Annotated in this window: 1 protein-coding gene; it reads right to left on the bottom strand. The window is 36.4% G+C overall.

All coding sequences use genetic code 11. The features are described from left to right. On the bottom strand, positions 1 to 979 hold a 979-nt coding region (locus tag ABEG63_RS21505), incomplete at its 3' end, for an IS110 family transposase (RefSeq protein WP_346587484.1). Positions 980 to 1154 lie beyond the last annotated feature (175 nt).

Below are 1154 nucleotides of genomic sequence, written 5' to 3'. Positions count from 1 at the left end.
TTTTAAAGTTTTTTTGATAATCCGGTTGATATTTCGTCTTATTCTTCACCACTCCAAAACAGATTCTCAAAAGTTTATTACAAACCGCTATCAAAGCCAATTTCTTTGCCTTCCCTTGAGAAAGAAGTCTTTCGTAAAATTCTTTGCACTGCTTGTTATGCTTTATTGCAGACCACGAACACACATAGATCAAGCCTCGGATATGAGTCTTTGATGTCCTACATTTTCCAGGGGAATAGGATTTCTTTCCCGATTGATGAATCCGCGGAGCCAAGCCAAAATACTTGGATAAAGATTTTGCAGAGTTAAAATTCTTAAAACCTGAAGTTGCTGTCATCAACTGAAGAGAAGTCTTTTCCCCAATGCCTGACACGGATTGCAGCAAGTCTTTAGTTTCCTTAAATTCTTCGTCCTGAAGTTCGGGAAGACGGCTCAAAACCTCCTTAATCTCTTTTGCCAGATGCTTAATCCTTCTTTCGTAATGCTTTTCCACGTTGGGATTCAGGTGTAAATTGTAGTGAAGAGATTTGAGCTTTACCTCATATCTTCGTTTTTCTTCTTCCAAATCATTTAGTAATTTAAGCTCCTGATCTAAATATTCTATCTCAACACTTTTAGCAAGATAAACCTTACGTACAAAGGTTTCTCCATACAATCGGATCAGTTTGGCATCTTCAAAATCCGTTTTGCTGATGATATTTTTCAGGCTCGCAAAATACTTAATCGACATACAATTGATTAAACTCGATTCAAAGCCCTGAAGTAAAGATAAATGCAAAATACGATGACTGTAATTTCCTGTGGCCTCAATCACAAAACAATAATCCTCAACACTGAACTTTTTAAGAAATAATAAAATGGCGTGTTTGCTGTTTTCGATGTTAAAAACCAGATCTCTGCCTTCCAAATCTTTAAAGCTTACTGTTAAATATTTTGCTCCAACATCCACTCCAATTACTTTTTTTGATACTTTTGACATACAAAATCTTTTTATTAAAGAGGTTTTCTTCTGATCCACCATGGTAAAAGTTTTAGTCAAACAACGTTCTATCCGGATTTGGAAGAAAACAGCAGCAGGGGACTAAAATCAGGGGCGATATCTTGGTATCAAACGAGCGTCGGTCTTTATCCTGCTGCTTTTACTCTTTAGGTTA

This window comes from Chryseobacterium sp. C39-AII1 (genome assembly GCF_039672645.1).
Lineage (GTDB): Bacteria > Bacteroidota > Bacteroidia > Flavobacteriales > Weeksellaceae > Chryseobacterium.
This window is presented reverse-complemented; position numbering and strand designations above follow the sequence as displayed.